Source organism: Nocardioides alkalitolerans DSM 16699, assembly GCF_000426525.1.
Classification (GTDB): domain Bacteria; phylum Actinomycetota; class Actinomycetes; order Propionibacteriales; family Nocardioidaceae; genus Nocardioides; species Nocardioides alkalitolerans.
Map to the genome: position 1 here is coordinate 328,873 of NZ_KE384533.1, position 21,332 is coordinate 350,204.

The following is a 21,332-nucleotide window of genomic DNA, read 5'->3' on the forward strand; positions in this document are numbered from 1 at the left end:
AGTTGTCGCATCTGCACGCGCCTGCGGCACCATTCCCCCATGAGCCAGGTGCCGGCGGCGACGCGGACGATGCGGGTGCTGCGCTTCCTCGCCAGCCAGCCCGACCCGGTGCCGCTCGACCGGATCACCCGCGCCTGCGACCTGCCGCGCTCGACGGCCTACCACCTGCTCGGCGCCATGGTCGACGAGGGATTCGTCGTGCACCTGGCCGACGAGCGCCGCTACGGCCTGGGGGTGGCGGCGTTCGAGGTCGGCAGCGGCTACACCCGCCAGGCCGGGCTGCAGCGCCTCGCCCGCCGTCCCCTGGCGACGCTCGTCGACGAGACCGGCCACAGCGCCCACCTCGCGGTCTCGCACGGGCGCGACGTGCTGTACGTCGTGGAGGAGCGCGCCCCGGGCCGCCCCCCGCTGGTGACGGACGTCGGCGTCCGGCTGCCGGCCTCGCTCACCGCGAGCGGTCGCGCGATCCTGGCGGCCCTGCCGGCGGCGCAGGTGCGCGCCCTCTTCCCCGACCAGGACGCGTTCGTCGAGCGCCACGGGCAGGGCCCGCGCTCGCTCAGCGCGCTCCGGGTCCTGCTGACGGAGACCCGCCAGCGGGGGTACGCCGTCGAGGACGGCGAGGTCACCCCGGGCCTGGCCAGCGTCGCCGTGCCCGTGCTCGACCACAACGGCCACCCGGTCGCCGGCATCGCGCTCACCTACCCCACCGACGCCGCGCCCCACGGCCCGGACGCCGCCCTCGTGGCCGCGGTCCGCCGTACGGCGGGAAGCCTCACCCGTCGGCTGGGCGGACGGGCCGGGAGTCCCCCCTGACGATCTTGCGGAGCACGCGCCGCACGGGCTGCGGCAGCCGCCGGAGCACCCGGCCCTTCATCCGGGCGTGCCACGGCCGGACCGGACGCCGGGCGGGCTCGGCCAGGTCGACCCGGCCCAGGAGGTCGAGCCGGGCGATCCCGAGGTCGCCCGCCCGCAGGAGCCGTCCCGGCGCCTCGGCCGCGGGTCGCACGAGCCAGGTGACCTCGTCCTCCATCAGGCCGTAGCGGGCGCGCGTGGCGGGCGGCACGAGGTCGACGCACCGCAGCCGCAGGACGTCGAGTCCGGCGGCCCGCAGACGGTCCTCGACGTCCCACCCGTAGAGGCGCACGTGGTCGGCCTGGCCGAATCGGCGCGTCCGGGTCTCGGCGTCGGCGCCCGGGTCCTCGACGGTGGGCCGGTGCTGGTCGAGCGGCACCTGCACGAGCCCGAGCCCGTCCGACGCCAGCACGCGGCGGATCTCGGCCATGGCCACCGCATCGTCCGGCACGTGCTCGAGCACGTGGTAGCAGATCATCAGATCGACCGAGCCCGCTGCCAGCGGCACCTGCGTCAGGCTGGCCTGCACCGAGACGTCCCGCCCGTCGGCGGCCGGGTCGAAGTCCATGGCGATCGCTCGGGCGCCCAGCTCGTGGAGCACGTGGGTGGTGTGCCGGCTCGGGGCGACGTCGAGCACGAGGCCGGCGCTCGACACGAACGGGCCGAACGCGCGCAGCACCAGCGCGAGGAACCGGTGCCGCTCCAGGGCCTGGCACCGTCCGCAGCGCGCCCCGGGCCGCCCTCCGGGGCCGGGCAGGAACCCCTCCGGAAGCCGCGCTCCGCATGCCGGGCAGCGCTGTGTGTCGATCTGGTCCCCCACCATGTGCGGAGCCTAGGGGTGCCGGAGGTCGGCGACCAGGAGCGCGCGAGCCGGGAGCCGGACGGGGTCCGCGCGTACGGCGGGCCGCGAGGGGTGCCCGGTGGTCGAGGAGCGAGCGCCGCCCCGGTGGTTGAGGAGCGAGCGCCAGCGAGCGTCTCGAAACCACGGGACCCGGTGGTTGAGGAGGGCCGCCAGGCCCGTCTCGAAACCACGGCCCCGGCGGTCGAGGAGCGAGCGCCAGCGAGCATCGCTCGGGGGTTGAGGAGGGCCGACAAGATCGTCTCGCAACCACACCACCCAAAGCGATCGAAGGTCGCCTGACCTGCTCAAACAGTTCTCCACAGATCGTCAAGCGGCCCTGGTGATCGAACGCCTGATCGAATAGAATCGGAGCATGAGCCAGCCCATCGCCACCTCCGAGCGCACCGCCTTCCCGGCCGCGCTGCTCAACGGTGCGCGGGATGCGTTGGTGCGTCAGCGGGCGGCGGAGGTCGACGTTCTCGTCGCCGTCGCCGACTGGGCGGACGCGCACACCGAGGGCGGCGTGGTGGCTGACCGGTACGGCCCGTTCGGGCTGCTCCGTTCCGACGCACACCTGCTCCCGGGTGCGGACGTGTTCGGTGAGCTCGGTGGACCGGGCGCGCCGCTCGTGTCGGAGTTCTGCGTCGTCGAGATCGCCACCGCCCTCGGTCTGTCGACCGACTCGGGCCGGCGCCTGGTCGGTGAGGCGGTCGAGCTGCGCCACCGGCTCCCCAGGTTGTGGAACCGGGTGGTCGCGGGGGTGTTGCCGGTGTGGCGGGCGAGGAAGATCGCGCAGGAGACGACCCAGCTCACGGTCGAGGGTGCGGACTTCGTCGACCGTCATTTGGCACCCGTGGCCCACAAGACCGGGATGGTCACCGCCCAGAAGCTGGTCGCCGAGGCCATCGCTCGGTTCGACCCCGAGAAGGCCGAGCTCGACCGCGCCGACTCCGACGCCACGCGCCGCTTCGACATCGACCTCCAGGGCCAGGTCGACCCCGCCCGCGGCGTGGTGCCGGTGTCCGGCACCCTCGACCTCGCCGACGCCCTCGACCTGGAGAACGCCGTGTCCCGGGTCGCCGCCGACCTCGCGCTCGCGGGGTCGCTGGAATCTCTCGATGCACGGCGGGCGTCCGCGGTCGGTGAGATCGCGCGGCGACAGACGACCCTCGACCTCAGCGGGTGCGACTCCGACTCGAACGTCGCCAGCGACAGCGCAGGCGGGGCAGACGGCACGGCACCGAGCGCGACGCGGTCGAAGGCCCGTCAGGTCGTGCTCCACGTGCATCTCTCCGAGACCGCTCTCACCGACCTCGACCCGAACGCGTGCGGCGGGGTCGACCTGGCTCGGGTCGAGAAGACCCGCAGCTTCGTGCTCGCCGAGCAGGTCCGCGAATGGTGCCGCGCCACCTCCACCCAGGTCGTCGTGAAACCGGTCATCGACCTCCGAGACCAGATCGCGGTCGACGCGTACGAGATCCCCGACCGGATCGCCGACCGCGTCCGCCTCACCAGGCCCACCTGCGTGTTCCCGCACTGCACGAGGCCGGCACGGGGTTGCGACCTCGACCACGTCGACGAGTACGTCAAAGCAGATAACGGCGGGCCACCGGGTCAGACCTCCACGACCAACCTCGCCCCACTCTGCCGGCGACATCACAGGGTCAAGACCCACCCCTCACCCAGCGGCATCGGGCGAGAACGCAGGTGGCGCTACCGCCGCCTGCCCGACGGATCGTTCGTCTGGACCAGCCCGCACGACCAGCAGTACCTCGTCGACCCGCACGGCACGATCCCGCTACCCGCCTGACCGCGCCCACCCGTCATACCCACCCGATCGCGCACCTCAGCGACACCACCGTCGCTGGGGTGTGCCGTCATGCCCGGGGACGCGGGTGGCTTCGAGACGCTCGCTGCGCTCGCCCCTCACCCACCGGACGCGCTGCGCTCGCTCCTCACCCACCGGAGCGTCGCGCTAGCTCCTCACAGCTCGACCGTCCCCCGCACCGTGGAGCGGGTGGCGCCTCCGACCCAGATCCGGCCGTCGTCGCCCGTGGTGACCGACACGCGGCCGTCGCGTCCCAGGGCGGTGCCCTGGCGGGCGACGTACGACGGGGGCAGGGTGCCGTCGGCGGTGAGCCAGAGCGCGAGCCCGGCGTTGAGCGACCCGGTGACGGGGTCCTCCGCCACCGCCAGGACGGGCACGAAGGCGCGCACCTCGACGTCGGCCGGTCCACCGGGCTCGTGCGGGCCGACGACCCCGATGCGGAGGTCACCCATGACCGCCATGTCGGGCCGGAGGCCGAGCACGGTCGCGGCCGAGTCGAGCCGCACGCCGAGCCAGCCGGGGCCGTTGTCGACCCACGCCAGGTCGATCACGGCAGCCGGGTCGACACCCAGCGCGGCCACCGCCTGCTCCCGGTCGGCCGCGTCGACCGGCCCCGAGCGCAGGAGCGCAGGGGCGGCGAAGGCCAGCTCGCCGCCGGCCCCGGCCTCGTCGCCCGCACCACCAGCCGCGCCGCCGCCCCGCCGTACCTCGACGAGCCCCACCCCGCACTCCTGCACCACGACGCCGTCGCGGGCCGGCACGCCGCCGGCCTCGAGCCACGCGTGGGCGGTGCCGAGCGTCGGGTGACCGGCGAAGGGCAGCTCGCGGCTGGGCGTCCAGATGCGCACGCGGTAGTCCGCGCCCCCGGCCGCGCCCTCCGCGGTGGGCGGCAGCAGGAAGGTGGTCTCGGAGAGGTTGGTCCAGTTCGCGAAGGCGGCCATCCGGGCGTCGGTGACCTCGCCGGCGTCGTGCACCACGGCGACGGGATTGCCCGTCAGCGCGCGCGGCGCGAAGACGTCGACCTGGGTGAAGGCGTGCTCGCTCATGCCCTCACCGTAGGGGGCCGCCGGGGAGCGTCCGCCTATGCTCCGACTCGCGCTGCGCGCGGCCGCGCGGGAGGCCAGGAGGAGGCGAGGTCCGATGACCGGCTCGGGACCCCTCACCCCTCCCCTGTCGGTGCTCGTCGTCGACGACCACGCCGTGTTCGCCGATGCCCTCGCCTTCGCCCTCTCGACCGACCCGGTCTTCGGTCGGGTCGGCACCAGCGGTGACGCCGCCGGCGCCGTGGCCGCGATGGAGGACGACCCGTACGCCCTGCTGGTGGTCGACGTCGACCTCGGGACCGCGCGCGGCGACGGGGAGGACGGCATCGCCCTGGCCGCCCGGCTGCTCGCCCGGTGGCCGGCGAGCCGGGCGGTCGTGCTGACGGCCCACCCGCTGCCGCAGGTCGTGCGGCGGGCGACGGCCGCCGGCGCCGTGGGCGTCCTGGCCAAGGGCGCCGGGCTCGACGAGGTGACGGCGGCCCTGCTGGTGGCGGCCGGCCGCAGCGACGTGGCGGCCCCCTTCGTCGCGGCCGGAGCCGACGACGAGGGCGCGTCGCTCACGACGCGGGAGGTCGAGGTGCTGCAGCTGCTGGCCGACGGGCTCGACGTGCGCGACGACGGGGCCGCCGAGAACGCCCACGGGACGGCGTCGATCGCGCTGCACGTGGTGACCGGGCTCCTCACCCTCAGCCTGGGCGTGCTCGCGAGGTCGACCGGTCGCGGCTGGTGGGCCTGCCTCGTGGCGGGAGTCGTGTTCGTCCACACCTTCGTCCAGGGCTCCCTCAGCGACGCGCTCGCCTACCACGTGGTCGGCGGCCTCCTGGTCGCTGCCGCGCCCCTGGTCCTCCTGACCTGGCTGATGACCGCGCGCCCGCGGACGAGCGGCGCCCCCGCCTGACCCGACGCGGGCAGGGGCGCCGCTGCGGATCAGCCGATGCAGCCCGAGGTGGGCAGCGAGGACGGCGACGGCGGCGTGCCCCCGTCGTACAGCGCGAGCGCGAACGACTGCGGGCACCGCTGGGCGCCGCCGGCGTTGATCTCGAAGTGCAGGTGCGGGCCGGTGGAGTTGCCGGTGTTGCCGGTCGCGCCGACCTGCTCGCCCGCGCTCACGTTCTTGGTGCCGCTGAACGAGTGGGCCGAGAAGTGGCAGTAGGTGTAGGTGACGCCGCCGGCCACGAGCGAGACGCCGTTGCCGCAGCGGCTGTTGCTGAAGGCGGTCGCGCTGCCCGAGGCGACGGCGTACGCCGGGGTGCCCGTCGCGGTCGGCAGGTCGAGCGCGGGGTAGTCGTGGTGCGGGGCGCTGTACGACGCGCGGCTCACGGCCGACGTGGGCACGAGGCGCGCGTAGCCACCACCGCCACCACCGCCGTTGCCCCCGCCGGCGAGCGCCTGCCAGGTGGCCGGGCCGACGATGCCGTCGGCGGTGAGGCCGTTGGCCGACTGGAACGACCGCACGGCCGCCGCCGTACCGGCCCCGAAGGCGCCGTCGACGCCGAGGCCCGCGCCGTGCTTGTTGAGCAGGGTCTGGGCGGCCTTCACCGCCTCGCCCGACGAGCCCTGGCTGACGTTGCTGACGAGCGCCGACCACGTGGCGGCGCCGACGATGCCGTCGGCGGCGAGCCCGTTGGCCGACTGGAACGACCGGGCGGCGGAGGCCGTCGCCGGACCGAACGCCCCGTCGACGCCGGTGGAGTGGCCGCGGCCGGTCAGCAGGTGCTGCACCGCGGTCACGTCGGCGCCGGACGAGCCCTGCTGCAGCACCGGCCACGAGGCCGCCTGCGCACTGGGGGCGGGGGTGAGGGCGACCGACACCGCGAGGGCGGTCACCAGGGTCAGGAGGGCGGCGGCGAACCGTCGCCCGAGGGTGCGAGCCATGTCAGTTCTCCCGAGATCACCGGGCCGCCACCCGAGTGTGCCGGCCCCGTCCCTCCACCCTCACCCGGGTCCGGGTGACGAGGCAAGGGCCTGGGGGTGACCTTCCGGCGACCTATTCGTTGTGACCCCGACCACGTCGAATCGGGAGACGGCATGAGCGACCACGACGACGCACCGGCCTCGCCGGCCCCCACCGATGCCCCGGGCGTCGGCCTCATCGCACGGGACCGCCACGTGGCCGTGGCCGCCGGGCTGGCCCTCCTGCTCGTGCTGGGCGTGCTCGTCGGGCCCCAGCTGTGGGGCGACCCGCGCGCCGAGGAGCGGTCGACCACGAGCGCCGACGGCCTGCCCGTGAGCGCCCGGAGCACGCTGGCCGAGGCGGCCGAGGCGTACGCCGTGGAGGCCGGCGCGCTCGAGGCAGCGCCCGATGGTGAGGCAGGCGGTCTCCACACCCACGCCGAGGGCACCGACCCGGACCACGACCACAACGACCCCGCGACCCGCAACGACGTCTCCCGCAGCGGCGAGAGCGCCACCGACCCGACCACGCCCGCGCAGGCCGCCCGCAACGCCGCCGCCGTCGAGGCCGGCCGCGCCGCACCCGACCCGCGCCTCACCACCGTGCCGCCCGCCGCGGCGCGTCGTACGACGCCGGAGACGCGCTACGCGATGGCGCGGGGCTGCTACACGATCCAGGCCCCCGACGGGCGCTACGTGGCCACCTCCGGCAGCACCGTGGGCGCCACGGCCGGCTCCACCGGGCGCGCGACCCCGTTCTGGTTCCAGGCCACCGACCTCGGCACCTACCTGCTCTACACGCTCGACACCCGGTTCGTCGCCGCCGGCGCCGCCGGTCGCGCGGCCGTCGCGGACCGCCCCAGCACCGCCGCGGAGTGGACCACCTACCGCAACCCCGACGGCACCTTCACGTTCCGCCTCGGCGACGGCCGCCGCCGGCTCTCGGTGGGTCCGACGGGCGCCCTGGCCGTCGGGACGACCGAGACGGCCTTCCGGCTCCGACTGGCGCAGGGCTGCGCGACGTACCCCGAGGCGCAGGTCAACGTGACGGGCGACCCGCACGCGGGCGTCACGCCGTACCAGGAGGTGCGCGGCTACATCGACGCCCACACCCACCAGATGGCGTTCGAGTTCCTCGGCGGCGCGGCGCACTGCGGGCGGCCGTGGCACCGCTACGGCATCGTCTACGCCACCCGCGACTGCCCCGACCACGAGCTGACCGCGGGCGTCGGCACGCTGCTCGAGACGGCGCTGTCGGGCAACCCGGTGCACGACACGACGGGCTGGCCGACCTACCGCGACTTCCCCGCGCCCGACTCGCTCACCCACGGCGGCACCTACATGACCTGGATGGAGCGCAGCTGGCGCGGCGGCCAGCGCGTGCTCGTCAACCTGCTCGTCGAGAACGGCCAGCTCTGCGAGATCTACCCGCTGCGCCAGCCCGGCTACAACTGCGACGACATGGACACGATCCGCCGGCAGGCCCAGCGGATGCGCGAGTTCGAGCGGTACGTCGACGCGCAGGCCGGCGGGCCCGGTCGCGGCTGGTACCGCATCGTCACCAGCCCGGCGCAGGCCCGCGAGGTCATCAACGCCGGCAAGCTCGCGGTGATCATGGGCATCGAGACCTCGGTGCCGTTCGGCTGCACCATGACGCTCGACGTGCCGCAGTGCGACGAGGCCTCGATCACCGCCCAGCTCGACGAGATGCACGCGCTCGGGGTGCGGCAGATGGAGCTCGTCAACAAGTTCGACAACGCCCTCTCCGGCGTCGCCGGCGACGAGGGCGCGCTCGGGGTGGCGGTCAACCTCGGCAACTTCCTCGAGACCGGCTCGTTCTGGAACATGGAGCACTGCGAGCCCGCCGACGGCGAGTCCGCCGACCGCACCCAGTCGACGGCGCTGCCGGCCCAGCTCGACGGACCGCAGCAGGACGCGCTCTTCGGCGCCGTGCTCGAGATCTCCGGGCTGCTGGACCTGCCCGCGCTGCCGCTCTACGGCAGCCCCCTGCACTGCAACCGGCGCGGCCTCACCGACCTCGGCTCCCACCTCGTCGACGAGCTGGCCGACCGGGGCATGCTCATCGACCCCGACCACATGAGCGTCGCCGCCCGCTCCGTGCTGCTCGACCAGCTGGAGGCCCGGAACTACCCCGGCGTGCTGTCGAGCCACTCGTGGTCGACGCCCGACGCCTATCCGCGCATCTACGCGCTCGGCGGCTTCGTGGCGCCGTACGCCGGCGACAGCGAGGGCTTCTACGAGAAGTGGCAGCGCCACCTCGGCTGGTCCGACCCGCGCTACTACTTCGGGTTCGGCTTCGGCGCCGACATCAACGGGCTCGGCGCGCAGGGCGACCCCCGGGGCGCCGACGTCGAGAACCCGGTCACCTACCCGTTCACCGGCCTCGGCGGCGTGCAGGTCGACCAGCAGGTCAGCGGCGAGCGGGTCTACGACCTCAACGTCGACGGCGTGGCGCACTACGGCCTCTACCCCGACTGGGTCGAGGACCTCCGCCGCATCGGCGGCCCCGGCACCGGTCCGGACTCGGGCGCCGCCATCGTGGAGGACCTCAGCCGCGGCGCCGAGGCCTACCTCCAGACCTGGGAGCGGGCCGAGGGCATCGCGCCCGACTCGTGCCGCAACCCGGAGCTGCGCCGGACCGTGCACGGCTTCTCGACGACCGTACGGCGCGGAGCCACCACGCAGCAGGTGCTCGAGGCCGCGGGGCAGCCCTACCTGCGCCTCGACAACCGGTTCGTCTACTGCACCCGTGCCCAGGGCGGGCTGTCGCGGGTGCGGGTCACGTTCGACGCGGCCGGCCGGGTCGCCACGGTCCGGCAGGTGCGGGTGTCGTAGGCCGTCCGTTTGCCGCCGCGTCGCCGGGGGAGGCTGGGCTCCGTGCGGGCCGCCCGGCCCGGCACGGGGGTGAGGGAGGCGCACCGGTGACCGCAGGACCCGACGATCCCCACGACGGACCCTCCACCCAGCCCCTCCGCGTCGACCCCGACCCGCGCCCGCCGTCCGAGCGCACCCGCCCCCGCCAGCGCGTCGTGGCCCCGCCGCCGTTCGCACCCGCACCCCCTCCGTACGGCTGGCCGCCGCCGCAGGTGCCCGGTCCGCCGGTCCCGCAGCGCCGCGCGCGCTGGCCGTGGGTCGCCGCGGCCGCCGTGGTCGTCGCGCTCGGGGCGGGGGTCGGCACCGTCGCCGTGCTCGACCCCTTCGGCGAGACCGACGCCGGCGCCGCCGTCGGCGACACGGAGCGGGACGACCGACGTGACGGCGGCGAGCCGGCGGGCACCGAGCCGGAGGGCACCGAGCCGGAGGGCACCGAGCCGGAGGGCGGCGCGGCCGAGGAGCCGTCGGCCCCCGTGCCGGACGCACCGGGCGACGCGACGACGGACGTGCCGTTCGGCACCACTCCGACCGAGGTGCGCGCGCAGTGGTCGGGCGACGTCGGGGCCGGCTGGTCGCCGACGTTCCAGGGCGCCGACGGCACCCGCCAGTGGCGGCCCGTCGACGGCACCGAGACCGCCTTCACCGTCTACCAGGTGACCGGCGACGACACCGACCCCGACACGGGAGCGAGCGGTGACGACGCGCGCCGTACGCAGGCCCACCTGCAGACCTTCGAGGACGACCTCTACGCCGCGGCCGACGTCAGCGAGCTCGTGGTCTCGCCCGCCCAGGAGGTCACGATCCCCACCGCCGACGGCGGCACGGTCGCGGCGCTGCAGCAGGAGACCACCTACACGACGCCCGCCGGCCGCTACTTCTCCCGGTACGTCGCCCGCGCGCTCGCCGACGGCACCGTGGTCGGCTACCAGCTCGTCACGCCGACGGCGGAGTTCGACGAGGCCGACTGGACGTCCGTCACCTCCGGCCTCGCGCTGGAGATCGTCACCGGCTGACGGCTCACGCCTGACCGCTCAGACCAGGCGGATCCGCCACGGCATCGTCAGCGCGCCGTACGCCGGCAGCCCGGCCTCGGCGACCAGCAGCCGCAGCACGCGGTCGACCGGACCGACGCCCTCGCCGGCGCCGAGCAGCCCCGCGACGCCCGGCGCACCCGGGACGGCGAGCGTCGCCGCGTGGGCCGCTGCCGGGGCCTCGGAGCTGTCGGGCGGGTTGAGCGCGGCGAACGGGTTCGGCTTCGGCCACGCCCGCACGTCGACCTCGCCGCGGGTCGTGCCGGCGAGCTCGCAGGCCACGTCGACGGCGGCGCTGAGGCCACCGACGGTGTCGACCAGGCCGCGCTCGGCGGCGTCGATCCCGGTCCAGACACGGCCGCGGGCGAGCGAGCGCAGGTGCTCGACGTCCATGCCCCGGTCCTCGGCGGCCTTCGCCGTGAAGTCGTCGTAGATCCGGTCGAGCCAGGTCTCGACGCGGGCCCACTCGGTCTCGTCGAACGGCCGGTCGGTGGAGAACATGTCGGCGTACCGGCCCGCGGAGACGGTCTCGCGGGTGAGCCCGATCTTGGCGAGCGCGTCCTTCACGACCTGCTTGCCGCCGAGCACCCCGATCGAGCCGGTGAGCGTCGCGGCGCCCGCCAGGATGCGGTCGCACGGCATGGCGATGAAGTAGCCGCCGGAGGCCGCGACGGACCCCATGGAGGCGACCACGGGGGTGCCGCCGGCGCGCACGTCGAGCACGGCGCGACGTACGGCGTCCGAGGCCACCGCCGAGCCGCCGGGGCTGTCGATGCGCAGCACCACGGCCCGGACGTCGTCGGACCGGCCCGCGGAGCGGAGCGCGGCCGTGAGGGAGTCGGAGCCGATGCTGGGGCCGCCGAAGGGGTTGCCGCCACCGTTGCGGCCGAGCCCGATCGGGCCGTAGGCCCCGACCACGGCGACGACGCCCTTGCCGGTGCCCGAGGGCAGCTGGTCCTTGAGGCCGGCGAACGCGCCACCGGGCTTGCCGTAGCGGTCGGCGTACCGGAGGCGCAGCTCGCGGCCCGTGGACGTCACCGCGCCGCGCACGGCGCCGTACACGTCGTCGCGGTAGCCGAGCCGGTCGACCAGCCCGCGGTCGACGGCCTCGGTGGCGCTGAGCGGGCCGGCGTCGAGCGCCTCGCGCACGGCCTCGGGGGTGAGTCGGCGGGCGGTCGCGACGTCGGCGACGACGGCGTCGGTCAGCGAGTCGACGATGCGCGTCATCATCTCGCGCTCGGCGTCGGTCATCTCGGTGTGGAGATAGCTGTGGGCCGCCGACTTGTACTCGTGGCGCTGCCCGAGCTGCACCTGCACGCCGAGCTTGTCGAGGGCGCCGCGGAAGAACGTGGACTGGGCGGCCACGCCCATGAGCCCGAGGTCGCCCGTGGGCTGGAGCCAGACCTCGTCGAACGCGCTGGCGAGGTGGTACGACGAGTTGCCCGCCGACATCTCGCCGAAGGTCTCCGACCACGCGACGGTGCGCTTGCCGGCGGCACGGAAGGTGGTGACGGCGGCCCGCAGCTCCGCCGCGGGCACGTAGCCGACCTCGCCGCCCAGGTGGGCCACCAGGCCGACGACCGTGTCGTCCTCGGCCGCCTTCTCCAGCGCCGTGACGACGCCCCGCAGGGTCGGCGTCTGCAGCGCGCGCAGCGCCGCGACCGGGGAGGTCGGCGGGGCCTCGAGCAGCCCGCGCGTGAGGTCGAGCTCGAGGAGCAGCTGGTCGCCCTTGCCCCGCACCTTGCGCAATCGCGCACGGGCCGGGGTGGCCACCTGCTCGAGCTGGCCGAGCAGGGGCTCGAGCAGGGGACGGAGGGAGTCGGGCAGGGATCCGGTCGCCATGGATCGACCCTACGGGCCGGTCCTCAGGGGCGTCCTCACAGCCGGTCGGGGTCGACGACGAGGTCGGCGTGCGGGCGTCCGGAGGCGATGAGGCGGGCGTTCGGCTCGTCCACCTCGTCGACCCAGGCGGCCGCCGCGGCCGGGGTCTTCCCGAACCGCACGTGGCGCGCGACGAGCCGCTCGCGGCGGAGGTCGTCGGGCACCTCGACGTACCAGGTCTCGTCGACGAGCCCGGCGGCCTCGCCCCAGCCCTGCTCCTCGTGGGCCGGGTCGCCGGACGCCCCGAGCAGCAGGTAGTTGCCCTCGGTGACCACGACGCGGGCGGCGGGCAGCACGGCGAGCGCGGCGGCGATCGGCTGCTCGAGGTCCCGCTCGAAGCCCGGCACGAAGACGGTGTGGGCGGCCGTGCGGCAGCGGTCGAGCACCGCCGCGTAGCCGCGGGCGTCGAACGTGTCGGGCGCGCCCTTGCGGTCGCGCCGGCCGAGCCGGTCGAGCTGGGCGTCGGCCAGGTGGAAGCCGTCGAGCGGCAGGTGGGCGACCCAGTCGGCGCCCTCCCCCGCCGGCGGCCGCGCGGCCAGCGCCGCCAGCAGCGCGTCCACGAGGGTCGACTTGCCGGCCCCGGGCGCCCCGATGATGCCCAGTACCGCCCGCCGACCGGTCGCCCCGCCGCGACCGGCCAGGGCGTGCACCCGGTCGACGAGCGCGTCGAGGGTCGGCACGGCGGTGGTGCTCACGCGCCGGCGGCGGCCAGCGCGTCGGCCATGAAGGTGCGGGCGTGCACGGCGAGGTCCATGCCGTCGTCCCACAGGTTGCGCCACACGGCGAGGTCGTTCGACAGCGTCGGCGAGACGACGGCCGAGGAGAACGACTCGAAGGTGATCGGGCCGGTGTAGCCGATCTCCGCGAGCGCACCGAAGAAGCCGGCGAAGTCGATGTGGCCCTGGCCCAGGTAGCCGCGGTGGTTCTCGCCGATGTGCACGTAGCCGAGGCGGTCGCCGACGAGGCGGACGGGGGCGTCGAGCGAGTCCTCCTCGATGTTCATGTGGTACGTGTCGAGGTGGATCGTCACGTTGTCGGCGCCGATGTCGTCGGCCAGCAGGAGGGCGTCCGCGGCCGTGTTGATCACGTTGGTCTCGTAGCGGTTGCAGATCTCGAGGCCGAGCGTCATGTCGAGGCCGGCGGCCTCCGCGGCGAGGTCCTTGAGCACCTGCACGACGTTGGCGCGGCCCTGCGTGCTGAGCGGGGCGCCGTACTTGCCCAGCGCGGAGTAGAGCGCACCCGTGAAGTGCGTGCCGCCCAGGGCGTGGGTGATCGCGAGGGAGTCGTGCAGCAGCTTCTCGCCGCGCGCCACGACGGCGGAGTCGGCGCTCGAGACGTCGGCGTCGAAGGCCAGGCCCCGCGAGCAGGCGATGCCGAGACCGGCCGCCTCGAGCTCGGCCTTCGCGGCCGCGGCGTCGAGGTTGACGGCGTCGTGCAGCGACAGCTCGAGCAGGTCGTATCCGGCCGCCTTCGTCTGGCGCACCGCGCGGGCGACGTCGTCGGGGGTGGTGCCGCCGACCCAGACGAGAGCGTGCACGCCGAGGGGGTTGGTCATCTCAGGGTTGCCTTTCGGGTACGGCGGGAGCCCCGCCGTGGTGGGGAGAGCAGAGGGGTGGAGACCGGTCGGGCGGACGGGGCTGGACCGTCCACCCGACCGGAGCGGGGGTCAGGCGGCGATGGCGCCGGTGATGAGGCCGACGATCTCCTGGCCGGTGGTGGCGTCGGTGCGACGGCCGGCGACGCAGCGGCCGGCGCGCATCACCCACACCTGCTGGCTCAGGCGCATGACCTGGTCGAAGTTGTGGCTGATGAGGAGGACGGCGTGGCCCTCGTCGCGCAGGCGGAGGATCAGCTCCTCCACCCGCGCGGTCTCCTGGACGCCGAGCGCGGCGGTCGGCTCGTCCATGATCACCAGGCGCGAGGAGAACCCCGCGGCGCGGCAGATCGAGACGGCCTGGCGCTGGCCGCCGGAGAGCCGACGGACCCGCGAGGTCACCTCGGGCACGTTCACCGCGAGGGTCGAGACCATCTTCTGGGCCTCGGCGCGCATGCGGCGGCGGTCGAGCATGCCGAAGCGGGTCAGCTCGCGGTTGAGGAAGAGGTTCTGCCAGACGGTGAGGTCCTCGACCAGCGCCAGGTTCTGGTGCACCGTCTCGATGCCGGCGCCGCGCGCCGCCTCGGGGGTGCCGAACGAGACGGGTGCACCGTCGAGCAGCACCTCGCCCGACTGCGGCTTGTGCACGCCGGAGAAGCAGCGCACGAGCGTCGACTTGCCGGCGCCGTTGTCGCCGACCAGGGCGGTGATCTCGCCGGCCCCGACGGTGACGGAGACGTCCTGGAGGGCGCGGACGCTGCCGAACGAGAGCGAGACGTCGCGCGCCTCGAGGATGGGGCCGGCGGCGCGCGCGCTGCCGGACGGGGTCACGGTCTTCTTCTCGAGCGCGCTCACTTCTGGAACCTCATCAGGAAGGCCGCCGCGACGACGACGACGCCGACGGACAGGGGCTGGTAGTACTGCGAGACGCCGAGCGTCGTGAGGCCGTTGAGGAGCACCGTCAGGAGCAGGGCGCCGAACACCGGACCGAGGATGCTGGCCTTGCCGCCGAAGAGGCTGACGCCGCCGAGCACCACCGCGGCCACGGAGTTGAGCAGGTAGGTCGTGTTCGCCGCGGGCGGCGTCGACCCGAGGCGGGCCACGATGATGATGGCCGCGAGGCCCGCGAGCAGGCCGGCGATCGCGTAGACGGCGACCTTGACCCGGGCGGTCGAGATGCCGGTGGCGGTGGCCGCCTCGGGCGAGCCGCCCGTGGCGAGCACGTGCGTGCCGAACCGGGTGTGGAAGAGCACGACGTGGGCGATGACCGCCACGACGATCGCCGCCACCACGATCCAGCTCACCATCTCCACCGGGCCGTCCAGCGAGATGTCGAAGAAGAAGCCCTCGGTCACCGTGACCGGCTGGCCGTCGGAGAGCACCAGCGCGAGGCCCGAGGCGGCCGACAGCATCCCGAGCGTGACCACGAAGTCGGTGATCTTCGCCTTGGCCACGAGGAAGCCGTTGACCAGGCCGGCGAGCAGGCCGGCGAGCACGGCGCCGACGAAGCAGACGGCCAGCGGCTGGCCGCCGGCGTACAGCTGCCCGAGGACCACGATGCCCAGCGTGGTGACGGAGGCGATCGAGAGGTCGATGCCCGCCGTCGCCACCACGAAGGTCTGCGCGACGGCCAGGATCACCAGCGCCGCGGAGGCCGAGAGCATGCCGGTGACGTTGCCGGAGCTCAGGAAGGACGGGTCGAGCGCCGTGAAGACCGCCACCAGGACGATCAGGCCGACGAGCGCGGCCCAGTCGGCCCAGAAGCCGACGGTGGCCAGGCGCGAGAAGGCCGCCTGTCCACCGCCGCCCGACGAGTCGGGGGGCGACGCCTTGCTCGGCGCGGACGGACCGGCCGGCGTACCGGTGGCGGCGGTGGACATCGTGGCTCCTCGGGGTTCTACGGGGTGACGGGGCCGCGCCCGGGGGCGCGGGTGGTGCGGCACGGCGCGGGCGCCGCGGTGCGGTGCGGTGGCGTGCGGTGGCGTGCGGTCAGTCGACGAGCGCGGCGAACGGGTCGTCGTACTCCTCGAAGGGAGCCGGCGCGGACTCGAGCGCCTGGTCGACGTTGTCGGCGGTGACGAGCGCGATCGGCGCGGTGACGTTCTCCGGCAGGTCGGCGCCGTCGATGGCGGCGCGGCAGGCGTTGACGCCCATCTCGCCGATCGCGTACGGGTACTGCGCGACCACGGCGGAGATCTCGCCGTCGGCGACGCCGTTCAGGCCGTCCTCCACACCGTCCACGCTGATGATCTCGACCTCGCCGGTGCGGCCGACGTCGGAGACGGCGCGGGCGACGCCGAGCGCCATGTCGTCGTTGGCGACGAAGAAGCCGGCGAGCTCGGGGTTGGCGCGCAGCAGGGTGGTGGCCTGGGTGAGGGCCTCGTCGCGCGACCAGTTGGCGGCCACGGTCTGCACGATGTCGACGCCGTCGCCGACGCCCTCGGTGAAGCCGTCGAGGCGGGCGTTGCTGGTCACGTCGCCGGCGATGCCACCGACGAGCGCGACCTCGCCGCCGTCGGGCAGCAGGGTGAGCATGTGCTCGCCGGCGAGCTGGCCGGCCTCGGCGTTGTCGGTGCCGATGTACGTCGCGGGCGTGGCGTCGGCCTGCTCGGCGGCGTCGGCGTCGACCGGGCTGTCGATGTTGACGATCGGGATGTCCTTCGCCGCGAGGGCGGCGAGGCCCTGGACGAGGTTGGTGCCGTCGATCGGGTTGACGATGACGCAGCCCGGGTCCTGCCCGGCGACGACGTTCAGCTTGTCGAGCTGACCGGTGGTGTCGGCGATGTCGCTCGCCGCCTGGACGTCGACCGAGAGCCCGCCGTCGTCGGCGCCGGTCTCGATGCCCGACTCCATCTGCTGGAAGAACGGGTTGTCGAGGCCCTTGATCACCGCGGCGATCGAGTCGGCGTCGCCGCCCCCGCCACCGGAGTCGGAGTCGCCGCCGCACGCGGAGACGACGAGGCAGAGGCTGGCGGCGATGGCTGCTGGGGCCAGGCGGCGGAAGCGGGGAGCACCACGCATGGGACTGTCCTTCGGATCGGAGCCGTGGCAACGCCGCCGCGGCAAGACTGTGACCGGTGTCATGCGGTCGAGAGCATGGAACACCCGATTAATGACTTCTGTCAATCATTAATCGGGGTCTTTCCGTTTCCCGTCGGTTCTTATTAGGGTGGTCGCATGTCACTCACGTCTCCCGGAGCACCGGGGCCGCTGCCCGAGGGCGCGACCACGACGCCACCGGGCGTCGTCGGTCCCGGCGAGCTGCTGGCCCTCTTCCGGTCGCGCGCCCACCTGACCCGCGCCGACGTGATGACCCTGACCGGCCTCTCCCGCTCGACCGTCAACCAGCGCATCGACCTGCTGCAGGAGGCGGGCCTGCTGGTCGAGCGCGAGCCCCACGTCGTCCCGGGCCGTGGCCGTGGCCGTCCGGCCGGGTCGTTCGCCTTCAACGTCGAGCGCGGCGTGCTGCTGGTGTGCGACATCGGGGCCACGGCGATGCGGGCCGCGATCTGCGACCTCAGCGGCACCGTGCTGCGCGACCTGCCGCTGCTCAGCGACGTCACCGAGGGCCCCGAGGCCGTGCTGGCCCGGGTCGACCCCCTGTTCTCCCGGCTGCTGGAGTCGTCGGGCCGCGAGGCCGCCGACGTGCGCGGCATCGCGCTCTCCGTGCCCGGCCCGGTCGACCACGAGCAGGCCACCGTCGTCAGCCCGCCGATCATGACCGGGTGGGACCGCTTCGACGTCCGGGGCTGGTTCGCCCGCACCTACGACTGCCCGCTGCTGCTCGAGAAGGACGCGAACGCGATGGCGTGGGGCGAGTACCGCACCCACTACAGCGACGCCGACACGATCCTCATGCTCAAGCTCGGCACGGGCGTCGGCGCCGGCATCATCGCGGGCGGTCGCATCCACCGCGGCGCCGACGGCGCGGCCGGCGACATCGGCCACACCCAGGCCAGCGGCGACGACCGCGACTCGAACCCCGCCTGCCGCTGCGGCAACAGCGGCTGCGTCGAGGCCCACGTCGGTGGCTGGGCCCTGATGCGCGACCTCACCGCGGCCGGCCGCGACGCGACGACGGTCGACGAGGTCGTCGAGCTCATCCGCACCGCCGACCCCGTGGCGGTCAGCCTCGCCCGCGCCGCCGGCCGCGTGCTCGGCGTCGCGCTCGCGGAGACGGTCAACATCCTCAACCCGCGCGTCGTGGTCGTCGGCGGCCAGCTGGCCGAGGCCGAGGAGCAGGTCTTCGCCGGGCTCCGCGAGATGGTCTACTCCCGCTCGCTGCCCCTCGCGACGCGTCGCCTCGAGCTGCACCGCAGCCGGCTCGACGAGCGTGCCGGCTCCGTGGGCCTGGCCCTGCTGCTGGCCGACCACATCTTCGACCCCGCGCGCGTCGACGCCGGGCTCGGCGCCGGCTGACCGCGGTCCCGAGCACGGGCCGGGCGCCCCGCCGTACGGCGCTGCGCCTCCCCCGCCCCGGGTACCTCCGGGGACGTGCTCGCGCGACACCCTGACCCCACCGAGTTACTGATCGGTAGGATATGTCTCACAGGTCAGCTCTGTGACGCACGCCGCGTCGTACAACTAGGGTCAGTCCGATGCGCACGTGCCGATGTGGCCGGCACGAGCGTCAGCAACGACGAGGAGCAGGGTGCAGATGAACGCGCTTCAGATCTTCGCCATCGTGGTCTCCCTGGGCTTCACGGCGGTCGCCGTGGTGCTCACGACCCAGGCGGTCCGATCGATCGTGGGCACGGTGAGGGTCGGCCAGCCGGCGACGGGTCGCACGGGCGACCCCGTGCGCCGCACGATCACGATGGTCAAGGAGACCTTCCTCCACACGCGCATGCTGCAGTGGACGTGGGTCGGGATCATGCACTGGTTCGTGTACCTCGGCTTCATCGTGCTGTCGTCCGCGGTGCTGACCGGCTACTTCCAGCTGTTCGACCCCGAGTTCGCGCTGCCGATCATCGGTCACTTCTTCCTCTTCGAGTGGGTCAGCGAGGGGCTCGGCCTCCTCAGCACGATCGGCATCGTGTTCCTGATCATCTACCGCCAGCGCAACCACCCGCGCAGCCAGGGACGCAAGAGCCGCTTCTACGGCTCCAACGCCTGGCAGGCCTACTTCGTCGAGGCGATGGCCCTGCTCGAGGGCTCGGCGATCCTGTTCATCCGCGGCGCGGAGTACAACCTCGGCCAGGTCGCGAGCGACCACCCGGAGGACTTCGACCGCTTCCACTTCCCGCTCAGCTCGTTCGTCGGTGACACGCTGTTCCCGTCGGGCGCGGGCTCCGAGGGCACCCTCGAGAACATCATCATCGTCATCGCGATGATCAAGATCCTGCTCGCCACGGTCTGGCTCATCGTCATCTCGCTCAACCTGAACATGGGCGTCGCCTGGCACCGCTTCACCGCCTGGCCGAACATCTGGTTCAAGCGCGAGTCGTCGGGTCGTACGGCGCTGGGCGCGCTCAAGCCGCTCACCTCCGACGGCAAGGCCGTCACCCTCGACGACATCGACGACCTCGACGAGGACTCGACGCTCGGCGTCGGCAAGCTCGAGGACTTCTCGTGGAAGGGCATCCTCGACTTCACGACCTGCACCGAGTGCGGTCGCTGCCAGAGCCAGTGCCCGGCCTGGAACACCGAGAAGCCGCTGTCGCCGAAGCTGCTCATCATGGGCCTGCGCGACCACGCGTACGCCAAGGCTCCCCTCTCGCGGGCCGGCGGCCCCGAGAGCGAGGCCGGCATCGCGCTCATGGAGAACGACGAGGTGCTCGCCCGCGAGGCCGCGCGTCCGCTGGTCGGCGACACCGGTGACGACTGGTTCTACATGCCCGAGAACGGCGCGGCCGTGATCGACCCCGAGGTGCTGTGGAACTGCACCTCCTGCGGCGCCTGCGTCCAGCAGTGCCCGGTCGACATCGAGCACGTCGACCACATCGTCGACATGCGCCGCTACCAGGTGCTCGTCGAGTCGAACTTCCCCGCCGAGCTCAACGGCCTCTTCAAGGGGCTCGAGAACAAGGGCAACCCCTGGAACATGTCGCCGAACGCGCGCATGGACTGGGCGAAGGGCCTCGACTTCGAGGTGCCCGTGGTCGGCGAGAGCATCGAGTCGCTCGACGAGGTCGACTGGCTGTTCTGGGTCGGCTGCGCCGGTGCGTACGAGGACCGCGCGAAGAAGACGACCCGCGCCACCGCGGAGCTGCTCAACATCGCCGGCATCAGCTTCGGCGTGCTCGGCAACGGCGAGACCTGCACGGGCGACCCCGCCCGTCGCGCGGGCAACGAGTTCGTCTTCCAGGGCCTGGCCCAGCAGAACGTGGAGACGCTCACGGAGGCGAAGGCCAAGAAGGTCGTCTCCACCTGCCCGCACTGCATGAACACGCTGAAGAACGAGTACAAGGACCTCGGCATCCAGCTCGAGGTCATCCACCACACGCAGCTGCTCAACCGGCTCGTGCGGGACGGCAAGCTGACCCCGATCAAGACCGGCGACGGCGCCCACCAGCGCAAGATCACCTACCACGACCCGTGCTACCTCGGCCGCCACAACCAGGTGTACGAGCCCCCGCGCGAGCTGCTCCAGATCATGCCCGGCGCCGAGTTCGCCGAGATGGAGCGCAACAAGGAGCGCTCCTTCTGCTGCGGCGCCGGTGGCGCGCGCATGTGGATGGAGGAGAACATCGGTGAGCGCATCAACCTGAACCGCACCAAGGAGGCCGTCGGCACCGGCGCCGACCAGATCGCGGTCGGCTGCCCCTTCTGCCGCGTCATGCTCAGCGACGGCCTCACCGCCCAGCAGGACAAGGGCGAGGCCCGCGAGGAGGTCGAGGTCCTCGACGTCGCCCAGATGCTGCTGGCGTCGGTGAAGGGCGAGGTCGCCACCAAGGCCAAGCCGGGTACGGCGAAGGCCGCGGCCCCTGCCGCCAAGAAGAAGGACGAGGCCACCCAGGCCGAGCCCGAGGCCGACGACGTGACCCGCACCGAGGACACGGTCGTCGCCACGGAGGACGCCGGCCCGCTCGCCAAGGCCAGCGGCGGCTCGTCCCTCTTCGACACGCCCGAGGCCAAGAAGGAGGAGCCGAAGAAGGAGGGCACCGGCGGCTCGCTCTTCGACGACACCTCCGGGTCGTCCCTCTTCGACACCCCGGCCGAGAAGCCCGCCGCGAAGCAGGCGGAGAAGACGGAGCCCGTCGAGGAGAAGGCCCCCGCGAAGGCGGAGCCGGCTGCCGGTGGGTCGCTCTTCGACATCGGCGGCGACGCCCCGGCCGCGAAGGCGGCCGACAAGCCGGCTGCCACGCCTGCGGAGAAGCCTGCGTCGACGGAGGAGGCCCCGGCCGCGAAGGCGGAGCCCACCGAGAAGCCGGCGGCGACCGTGCCGTCGGGTGGTTCGCTCTTCGACATCGCCGCGCCCGCCGCGGCGGAGCCGAAGGCCAAGGCCGAGCCCGCGAAGGCCGAGCCCGAGACC

At 73.8% G+C, this 21,332-nt stretch carries 16 protein-coding genes; 7 read left to right on the forward strand and 9 right to left on the reverse strand.

The genetic code is table 11. The features are described from left to right. The first annotated feature begins 39 nt into the window (after positions 1 to 39). Positions 40 to 813, forward strand: coding sequence for an IclR family transcriptional regulator (locus K329_RS0118435; protein WP_028474197.1), 774 nt, complete (start codon positions 40 to 42; stop codon positions 811 to 813). Here K329_RS0118435 and K329_RS29855 read toward each other — a convergent pair. After that, complete coding sequence (locus K329_RS29855; RefSeq protein ID WP_084541429.1) at positions 773 to 1,675, reverse strand: class I SAM-dependent methyltransferase; 903 nt, start codon at positions 1,673 to 1,675, stop codon at positions 773 to 775. The genes K329_RS0118435 and K329_RS29855 overlap by 41 nt on opposite strands. A gap of 391 nt (positions 1,676 to 2,066) precedes the next feature. Between K329_RS29855 and K329_RS0118445 the strand changes: the two genes are divergently transcribed. After that, positions 2,067 to 3,503: an HNH endonuclease signature motif containing protein gene (locus K329_RS0118445; RefSeq protein ID WP_028474198.1), complete on the forward strand. Its 1,437-nt coding sequence runs from the start codon at positions 2,067 to 2,069 to the stop codon at positions 3,501 to 3,503. A 173-nt stretch (positions 3,504 to 3,676) separates the two neighbouring features. On the opposite strand, the gene K329_RS0118450 is transcribed toward K329_RS0118445, so the two are convergent. Continuing rightward, positions 3,677 to 4,567 (reverse strand): PhzF family phenazine biosynthesis protein, encoded by an 891-nt coding sequence (locus K329_RS0118450; RefSeq protein WP_028474199.1) that lies wholly within the window; start codon positions 4,565 to 4,567, stop codon positions 3,677 to 3,679. Positions 4,568 to 4,661: 94 nt separating this feature from the next. Between K329_RS0118450 and K329_RS29860 the strand changes: the two genes are divergently transcribed. After that, complete coding sequence (locus K329_RS29860) at positions 4,662 to 5,462, forward strand: response regulator transcription factor (protein ID WP_052337097.1); 801 nt, start codon at positions 4,662 to 4,664, stop codon at positions 5,460 to 5,462. A 29-nt stretch (positions 5,463 to 5,491) separates the two neighbouring features. On the opposite strand, the gene K329_RS31990 is transcribed toward K329_RS29860, so the two are convergent. Next, positions 5,492 to 6,439 (reverse strand): peptidoglycan-binding protein, encoded by a 948-nt coding sequence (locus tag K329_RS31990; RefSeq protein ID WP_043644197.1) that lies wholly within the window; start codon positions 6,437 to 6,439, stop codon positions 5,492 to 5,494. Between the two features lie 153 nt (positions 6,440 to 6,592). On the opposite strand from K329_RS31990, the gene K329_RS27920 reads away from it, so the two are divergent. Both K329_RS27920 and K329_RS0118470 read left to right on the forward strand, forming a co-directional pair. After that, positions 6,593 to 9,313, forward strand: coding sequence for an amidohydrolase family protein (locus K329_RS27920; protein ID WP_052337098.1), 2,721 nt, complete (start codon positions 6,593 to 6,595; stop codon positions 9,311 to 9,313). An 86-nt stretch (positions 9,314 to 9,399) separates the two neighbouring features. Further along, positions 9,400 to 10,365 carry a hypothetical protein gene (locus K329_RS0118470; protein WP_028474201.1) on the forward strand — a complete coding sequence of 322 codons (966 nt, stop codon included), beginning with the start codon at positions 9,400 to 9,402 and terminating at the stop codon, positions 10,363 to 10,365. Between the two features lie 18 nt (positions 10,366 to 10,383). Here K329_RS0118470 and sppA read toward each other — a convergent pair whose 3' ends face one another. From sppA to K329_RS0118500, 6 genes are all read right to left on the reverse strand, one after another. Then, positions 10,384 to 12,225 carry a signal peptide peptidase SppA gene (sppA, locus tag K329_RS0118475; protein WP_084541431.1) on the reverse strand — a complete coding sequence of 614 codons (1,842 nt, stop codon included), beginning with the start codon at positions 12,223 to 12,225 and terminating at the stop codon, positions 10,384 to 10,386. 35 nt (positions 12,226 to 12,260) lie between these two features. After that, positions 12,261 to 12,959, reverse strand: a complete 699-nt coding sequence (locus tag K329_RS0118480) for a nucleoside/nucleotide kinase family protein (RefSeq protein ID WP_245596602.1) — start codon at positions 12,957 to 12,959, stop codon at positions 12,261 to 12,263. Further along, positions 12,956 to 13,819, reverse strand: a complete 864-nt coding sequence (locus K329_RS0118485; RefSeq protein WP_028474204.1) for a sugar phosphate isomerase/epimerase family protein — start codon at positions 13,817 to 13,819, stop codon at positions 12,956 to 12,958. Before K329_RS0118485 ends, K329_RS0118480 begins: the two co-directional genes overlap by 4 nt. A gap of 111 nt (positions 13,820 to 13,930) precedes the next feature. Continuing rightward, the gene (locus K329_RS0118490) at positions 13,931 to 14,713 is read right to left on the reverse strand and encodes an ATP-binding cassette domain-containing protein (protein ID WP_211225906.1); all 783 of its coding nucleotides are present in this window, start codon (positions 14,711 to 14,713) and stop codon (positions 13,931 to 13,933) included. Next, the gene (locus tag K329_RS0118495; RefSeq protein ID WP_028474206.1) at positions 14,710 to 15,738 is read right to left on the reverse strand and encodes an ABC transporter permease; all 1,029 of its coding nucleotides are present in this window, start codon (positions 15,736 to 15,738) and stop codon (positions 14,710 to 14,712) included. The genes K329_RS0118490 and K329_RS0118495 overlap by 4 nt, the downstream gene beginning before the upstream one ends. 109 nt (positions 15,739 to 15,847) lie before the next feature. Continuing rightward, on the reverse strand, positions 15,848 to 16,879 hold the full coding sequence (locus tag K329_RS0118500; protein WP_028474207.1) for a substrate-binding domain-containing protein: 1,032 nt from the start codon (positions 16,877 to 16,879) through the stop codon (positions 15,848 to 15,850). Positions 16,880 to 17,035: 156 nt separating this feature from the next. Here K329_RS0118500 and K329_RS0118505 point away from each other — a divergent pair, with 156 nt between their 5' ends. Both K329_RS0118505 and K329_RS27925 read left to right on the forward strand, forming a co-directional pair. Continuing rightward, positions 17,036 to 18,277, forward strand: coding sequence for an ROK family transcriptional regulator (locus K329_RS0118505; protein ID WP_028474208.1), 1,242 nt, complete (start codon positions 17,036 to 17,038; stop codon positions 18,275 to 18,277). Positions 18,278 to 18,515: 238 nt separating this feature from the next. Then, a partial coding sequence (locus tag K329_RS27925) for a (Fe-S)-binding protein (RefSeq protein WP_084541432.1) occupies positions 18,516 to 21,332 on the forward strand: 2,817 nt, incomplete at its 3' end.

What these genes read in the sequence shown, in the direction of transcription:
- K329_RS0118435 (WP_028474197.1), top strand. Translation starts at nt 40, where the DNA reads ATGAGCCAGGTGCCGGCGGCGACGCGGACGATGCGGGTGCTGCGCTTC.
- K329_RS29855 (WP_084541429.1), bottom strand. Translation starts at nt 1,675, where the DNA reads ATGGTGGGGGACCAGATCGACACACAGCGCTGCCCGGCATGCGGAGCG.
- K329_RS0118445 (WP_028474198.1), top strand. Translation starts at nt 2,067, where the DNA reads ATGAGCCAGCCCATCGCCACCTCCGAGCGCACCGCCTTCCCGGCCGCG.
- K329_RS0118450 (WP_028474199.1), bottom strand. Translation starts at nt 4,567, where the DNA reads ATGAGCGAGCACGCCTTCACCCAGGTCGACGTCTTCGCGCCGCGCGCG.
- K329_RS29860 (WP_052337097.1), top strand. Translation starts at nt 4,662, where the DNA reads ATGACCGGCTCGGGACCCCTCACCCCTCCCCTGTCGGTGCTCGTCGTC.
- K329_RS31990 (WP_043644197.1), bottom strand. Translation starts at nt 6,439, where the DNA reads ATGGCTCGCACCCTCGGGCGACGGTTCGCCGCCGCCCTCCTGACCCTG.
- K329_RS27920 (WP_052337098.1), top strand. Translation starts at nt 6,593, where the DNA reads ATGAGCGACCACGACGACGCACCGGCCTCGCCGGCCCCCACCGATGCC.
- sppA (WP_084541431.1), bottom strand. Translation starts at nt 12,225, where the DNA reads ATGGCGACCGGATCCCTGCCCGACTCCCTCCGTCCCCTGCTCGAGCCC.
- K329_RS0118485 (WP_028474204.1), bottom strand. Translation starts at nt 13,819, where the DNA reads ATGACCAACCCCCTCGGCGTGCACGCTCTCGTCTGGGTCGGCGGCACC.
- K329_RS0118495 (WP_028474206.1), bottom strand. Translation starts at nt 15,738, where the DNA reads ATGTCCACCGCCGCCACCGGTACGCCGGCCGGTCCGTCCGCGCCGAGC.
- K329_RS0118500 (WP_028474207.1), bottom strand. Translation starts at nt 16,879, where the DNA reads ATGCGTGGTGCTCCCCGCTTCCGCCGCCTGGCCCCAGCAGCCATCGCC.
- K329_RS0118505 (WP_028474208.1), top strand. Translation starts at nt 17,036, where the DNA reads ATGTCACTCACGTCTCCCGGAGCACCGGGGCCGCTGCCCGAGGGCGCG.